Annotated in this window: 4 protein-coding genes and 1 pseudogene; all 5 read left to right on the top strand. The window is 35.3% G+C overall.

The genetic code is table 11. From position 1 onward, the window contains the following. Positions 1–913: pseudogene (locus tag DRF67_RS21680) on the top strand (hypothetical protein); the annotation flags it as partial. A 10-nt stretch (positions 914–923) separates the two neighbouring features. Further along, positions 924–4691: a DUF6443 domain-containing protein gene (locus DRF67_RS21175; protein ID WP_115930290.1), complete on the top strand. Its 3768-nt coding sequence runs from the start codon at positions 924–926 to the stop codon at positions 4689–4691. Between the two features lie 19 nt (positions 4692–4710). After that, positions 4711–5130, top strand: coding sequence for a hypothetical protein (locus tag DRF67_RS21170; RefSeq protein ID WP_115930289.1), 420 nt, complete (start codon positions 4711–4713; stop codon positions 5128–5130). Positions 5131–5338: 208 nt separating this feature from the next. Beyond that, positions 5339–5722, top strand: a complete 384-nt coding sequence (locus tag DRF67_RS21165; protein ID WP_115930288.1) for a DUF2750 domain-containing protein — start codon at positions 5339–5341, stop codon at positions 5720–5722. A 446-nt stretch (positions 5723–6168) separates the two neighbouring features. After that, a complete protein-coding gene (locus DRF67_RS21160) occupies positions 6169–6507 on the top strand; it encodes a transposase (protein WP_115930287.1) in 339 nt (112 codons plus the stop codon). The last annotated feature ends 307 nt before the right edge of the window (positions 6508–6814 follow it).

Below are 6814 nucleotides of genomic sequence, written 5' to 3'. Positions count from 1 at the left end.
TATTCTTCTGGATGCTAATAATGTTGAAAAATCAAATCCTAATCACTGCTACCAAAAACCTCTTGGGTATCAACTGGTACATCAATATGCTATTGAAAATCTCGATATAGTGGAATATGATAATATTTCCTATCAAAAATACCTTAAAACTGTTACTTCAACAGATTATATGAATAACCAGCCCATGAAGCCTACGGTGACTGAAAATTCATATGACAGTAACTTACATTACCAATTGACAAGTAAGAAGACAAGTCATTCCGATGGTAATACTGGTGAAAATACATATCAATATGCTTATGAGCAGAACAATGCAGACATGATTACGGCCAATATGGTAAGTATTCCTCTACATACTGAGATTAAAGAAAATGGAAAAATAATCTCAAAAACAAAGACCGTCTATGCTAAAAATGCACAGACCGCTAACCTTATACTTCCAGTTTCTGCACAGAAATTTTATAATGATAATGCTGCTTCAGCCAATACCCTTGTCAATTATAATCAGTATGATACACAGGGGCATCTATTACAGTATACTCTAAAAGGAAGTGTTCCTACAGCTATTGTATGGGGGTATAACAATACCTTACCCATTGCTAAAGTAGAAGGAGCAACTTATCAGGAGGTTCAAGGTCTTGCATCCGGCATTATCGCAAAATCGAATACTGACACTGATCCGGCATCAGAAAAAATATTAATGAATGCCCTAGACTCCTTTAGAAATCAGGCAGCTTTTAAGAATTACAGCATCACAACTTACACCTATGATCCGCTCATTGGGGTCACAAGTGTAACCCCTTCAACAGGGATAAGACAATTCTATAAATACGATTCTTCCAATAGGTTGCAATCTGTAGTCGATGCTAATAATAATATTGTAAAAGAGCTTAGTTACAACTATCAACATTAAAACACCTATCATGAAAAAATATTTGCTCTCACTCATATTATTTTTGTCTTTTACCATACTGCTGAAAGCACAGAATTTAACACAGGCCGAAAACTATCTTTATAGCAGGGTTTATTTAGAAGCTGTCACCACTTCCAGCAGTACTGCCAAGCAAATACAGGAAGTAAGTTATTTCGATGGTTTGGGAAGGCCCAAGCAGAATATTTCCATTAAAGAAACTCCTACAGGGAAAGACCTTTTGATCCCTATAGAATATGATGCATTTGGAAGACAGACAAAAAATATATTGCCCTTACCACAACAGGGTACAGGTAACGGGGGTATTTTTACCTCTCCTGATATGGCTGGCGCTGCATCAGTCTATGGAAACGCCTCTAATTATTACAGCGAAAAAAAAATTGAAAACTCTCCTTTAAACAGAGTTTTGGAAAATGCCGCACCTGGTGATCCATGGAAGATGGCAAATGGAAAAACGATAAAATATACTTTTCAGACTAATAGTGATTCAGAGGTCAGAAAATTTATCATTACGACTTCCTGGTCTACAGTTTCTGGGGTATCCGTAGGTACCCCAACACTCAAAATTTCCACTGAAAATAACCCTTACGCGTCTGGAGGATCTTATAAAGCCGGAACTTTATATAAAAATACAGTTAATGATGAAGATGGTAATACGACCGTTACATTTAGCAACAGCAAAGGCCAAATATTACTGGTAAGAAAAAATGACGGCTCTCAAAATGTAGATACTTATTATGCTTATAATGAATATGGCCAGCAGGTGTTTGTTATTCTTCCTTTAGCTGTAAAAGCTATTGCAGCTGCAAATAATTCAATAACAACCGCCACTTTAAATGATTTATGCTATCAATATCGCTATGATAATCAGAACAGGATGGTTGAGAAAAAATTTCCGGGAAAAGATTGGGAATACATCGTGTATGACCAGCAGAACAGGATAGCGCTTATCCAGGATGGGAATCTAAGAACAACCACAAACAATTTTAACGCAAGAGGCTGGATGTTTACCAAATATGATGCGTTGGGAAGAGCCGTCTATACAGGTTTCTTTGCTAATACTGCGACAAGGCAGGCCATACAGAATACCTTAAATAGTATGTCATCGAATGCCGCAAACAATGAAAAGTTCAGCAGCACGGGCATTACCCAAAATGGGATGAATATCTATTACAGCATCGATGCCTTTCCTAAGGAAAATATAACGATCTTAAGTGTCAACTATTACGATACATACCCTTCTGATGCTCCTGCGAAACCAGATATGGTTTTAGGGCAGAATACCCTGAATCCGGTACCTTCGAATACAACTGTAAATAGCATCACAACCAGCCGTACGGTTAAAGGATTGCCTACTGCAAGCTATGTAAGAAATATAAATGATACCAACTGGACTAAAGATTATGTGTGGTACGATTTGAAAGGCCGTGAAATTGGTACTTATTCTATGAACCATCTCGGAGGTTTTACTAAAACAGAGACAGAGCTGGATTTTACCGGAGTACCCAGACAAATGATCACTTTTCATAAAAGAAGAAACACAGAAGCTGGACTTACTATAAAAGAACGTTTTGAATATGATGGGCAAAACCGTCTCCTGAAGCACTGGCATAAGGTAGATAGCCGCCCTGAAGAATTGCTGGCTGAGAATACTTACAATGAATTATCCCAGCTGATCAGTAAAAAAGTAGGTAATGGACTACAGACTATTGATTATGCTTACAATATCAGGGGATGGTTGACAGGCATCAACGAGAAACAGATGTCATTACCGAATTTGGGCGGGAAGCTGTTTTCATACAAAGTGAAATACAATCAGAAGGACGGAATTACCAATCCTGATCCTGCTTTTTTCTCCGGGAAAGATGTAGTTCCAAAATTTAATGGAAATATTGCAGAAGTTGACTGGAGGGCTGTAGAGACCGTTGGCGTAAATCCAGCTTCAACTCCCAAAAGATACGGCTACGCTTACGATAAGTTCAACAGGCTTTTAGCAGGATATTATCAAAACCCCAACAACCCCTATAGTAAAGAGAATACAGAGTCTTTAACCTATGATCTGGACAGTAAAATTTCAAATCTGTACAGGACTTCTGTCATTGAAAATAATAATACCACAGCTACAGTTATTGATAACCTTAATTATGTTTACACAGGAAATAAAATTTCTGCTGTTAATGATATAACCGGCAACACCACTGGGTACGAAGGAGGAGGAAATAGCATTACCTATGATATGAATGGGAATATGGTCAATCTTTTGGATAAAAAAATAACCTCCATCAAATACAATTTCCTGAACCTGCCGGATAAAATTGTAATGTCTACTCTGTTCGGAGATTATCTTGGCTATACCTATACTGCTGATGGGACTAAGCTTCAGAAAATAAGCCCAAGTTTAGAATGTGGTATTATAGACTGTAATACCATCAGTACCATAACGGATTATCTTGATGGATTCCAGTATCTGAGTAAAACCTCAAGCGGAGGTGGTGGGGATAGTGAATCAATGGCTCTTACCAAAGAAATGTCCAGGGCTATGGAAACGCAGGCATTTTCCCCTGATGCCAACCGGGTCCCGCCGCCGCCATCAAAAACTCCCAACCTCCAGTTTTTTTCCACCTCTGAAGGATATTATGATTATGAAAAAGATCAGTATATTTACCAGTATAAAGACCTTTTAGGAAATGTAAGGGTAAGTTTCGGAAGAAGCAGCGCTGGTGCTCTTGAAATTGTAGATGCCAATGATTATTATCCCTTTGGGATGAATCATCTGAAGACAGGAAATTCCATCTTCGCTCAGAGTAGTTTTAAAAATTATAAGTTCTTAGGCAATGAACTTCAGGAAACAGGTCTCTATGATATGGGAGCGAGGTTTTACATTCCTGAGCTCGGAATATTTGGGCAGCATGATCCGCTAAGTGCATCAACACTCGACCCTTATGGGTATGCTTATAACAATCCATTGTTCTATGCAGATCCAACGGGATTGTATGGAGATCCGGTAAACGGCGGGAAGAATGATATACCTGCAAATTCCCTGGGAGGATCTAATAACCCATACCAGATAGAGGAAATTGTATTGGATGCTCCTGTAAGGGCCATGGCAAGTAAACTTCCTAATTGTTCCTATTGCCATACAGGTGGAGGGGTAAAAGGCGAATTGCAAAGCCTTGGAATAATTCCTCCTCCTATCTCATCAGAAGAAACATGGAGAAGACTCCATACACCTATTCTTCACAATGGTTCGGCTTATATGATGAGTGGGGATATGCTTGGCATTTCAGATTTGTTAGGAATAGTATTTTCCAAATTGGAACCAGAGAATGAAGAAGCTGCGCTAGGATTATCGGCTTTAGCTATTATTCTGACAAAAGGGAAAGCAACTCCAGGGATAATAAAAGGTGAAATAGCGGTTGAAAAAGGAGCTATTTTAGGTAATAGTATTTCCAATAATTACAAGTCAACTTTTTTTACTGCAAACCCAGAATTAAAAGGTACTGTTGTGGTGCATCATGCAGTAGAGCAACAAGCCCTAAAAAGATATCCAGGTCTGATAACTGAGAGTGAAATGCATAGTTTAGAAAACTTAAGAGGGATTCCCAAAAGTATAAATAGCGATGTTCATTTAAGCCAGATAAGAAAGATTTGGAATAAATTTTATAAAGAGAACGCAAACCCAACAAAAAAACAGATTTTAGATCAAGCTACAATTATTGACCAGAAGTTTGGAAGACAGTTTACACCGCAAGTAAAATAAAAATAAAAAATAAAATTATATGTATAGATTAATAGAACCGGAAGTTGCAGGAGGTTTGGGTGGAAAAACGGAATTGGATAATACTTATTTTCCTCCACTTATTAAACATCTCCATTATGAATTTGATGGATGGATGGGAAATGATATACTTGAGTCGTTTCCATGCTATATAGTTACAGAACAATTAAGAAGTGACATTGAATCTGAAACGTTAACAGGTATTAATTTTGATAATGTTTTAGTATCTAAATCAGAAACATTTCTTGAATTGTATCCAAACAAAATACTTCCAAACTTCTTTTGGGCAAAAATAAATGGAGAATCTTACAAAGATGATTTTTTTATTACTGAAAAAAACATTTTGGCAATATCTGAAAAAGCATACTCGTTATTGAAAAAATTCAATATAGATCAGGCTGATATTGAATATTTAGAATAGTACTAAGCTATAAAATCATTGTAATAATTGAAGAGATCTTGCTTGACGTATTTAGCGAGCTTATCTTTTGATTTGCTAAACAAATTATTAATATCAATTATAGGTTATATAAAGTTCTTAAAGAAAAAAGAGAGGGCCAGACGGCTGGGATGCTGGTCACAATAGTGGTGGTAGAAAAAATAAAGAAAGACCCATTCAATAAAAAAGTATGAATAAAAAAGAAATTGAAAATGTAATCTCCTTAGAACCTTTGGAAAGGTATAGGCATTTTATTAAAAAGGTAGCCGACTGGGAAGTTTTTTTTACTCTAATCGATATTAATAAAAATTATTTATTGTCTCATTTAGATGGTGAAAAATTATTTCCTGTTTGGAGTTCGGAAGAATATGCCAAGCTATGTCAAATTGCTGGCTGGGAAAATAGCATTATTAAAAAGCTTGATTTAGATGATCTTGAGAATGAAATTATAGATTTCATTGTTGACGAAGAATGCTTAATAAATGTTTTTCCAATTTATGACAAAACAGGCTTTGTAGTAAATTTGAAGGAGTTTACAAGAGACTTGAATGAAGAATTAAAGAATTATCAATAGCAAAAGTAAAAGAGGTTATTCTTTGTCAGAGAATAACCTCTTTAAAATAATTAAACATTATTTAGAATAACGGGAAAATAATAATGTAATATTTACAATAGCTAAAATAGTAGTATTTACAGGGAGAAGTCAAGTCAGGGAGAGGTCAATTAGAGGGTATTTTATATTTATTTACTGTTTGAAAACAGGGAAGTCTTCAAAAAGGGTAAGTCTTCAGAATTGAGTATGAAAATGTTTGTCCTTTAAATATGTTGGAAGATATTGTTCATGATTTTATAGCTGAAGATTCTAAAGTAGATTCTTTTGAGCTGACAAATAAAGTTTTAGGTTATCTCCAAAAAGATGCATAAAATATTTACAAATAAGAGGCCGTCTCACAACTCGTGAAAACGGCCTTTTATGAAATTTTCCTTTATCCCTACTTAAAAAAATAAAGATATAAATAAATGAAACCAGAAGAATTTGTAAAAATACTCAACAAAGAAGTAATTGAAGGAAATTTAGAATTGTATAAAAATTTATTAGATACAACAACCGAAGCACAAGACCCAATATGGAAGGGAATATTACCTATGTACATCAATTTTTCAAAGGAAGAAAAGGATGTTTTTCTTAAATTCCTCAGAATTGTAGAAATTAATACCCTATCACATGTATTCGGGATATTGGACGGGTCAACATATGCCGAAGGTATCGATGATAATTTTACCCTTACAACTGAGCTTGACAATGAAAAAGTAAACGAAGATTTGCAAAATCTATTTTTAGAACTCGTTGAAGAATAGTATTACCTTATTTATGGCTGTTTGAACAATTCTAAAAAATTGATAACAGTGGTGGCTATAAGAAGAAAAAAAAGAAATACATAAATTTTGGTGGTTACTTTACTAACCTCAGCAACCTTGATGACCTTTACATTTCAATGCAGATGTTGAGTATGAAGAGCTAATAAAACAACGAAGAAATAAAATGACGCCATTTACAAAAAAATAGGACACTATCCCGTAAAGTGTGTAAGTTAAAAAGTTAGGGCTTAGATTTTATAATCTGAGCCTTTTTTCAAAAATAAGCATAAATTGGTTGAGTACAATA

Source organism: Chryseobacterium pennipullorum, from assembly GCF_003384725.1.
GTDB classification, from domain to species: domain Bacteria; phylum Bacteroidota; class Bacteroidia; order Flavobacteriales; family Weeksellaceae; genus Chryseobacterium; species Chryseobacterium pennipullorum.
Note: the sequence above shows the minus strand (reverse complement) of the source record. Positions and strands in the feature narration are given on the sequence as shown.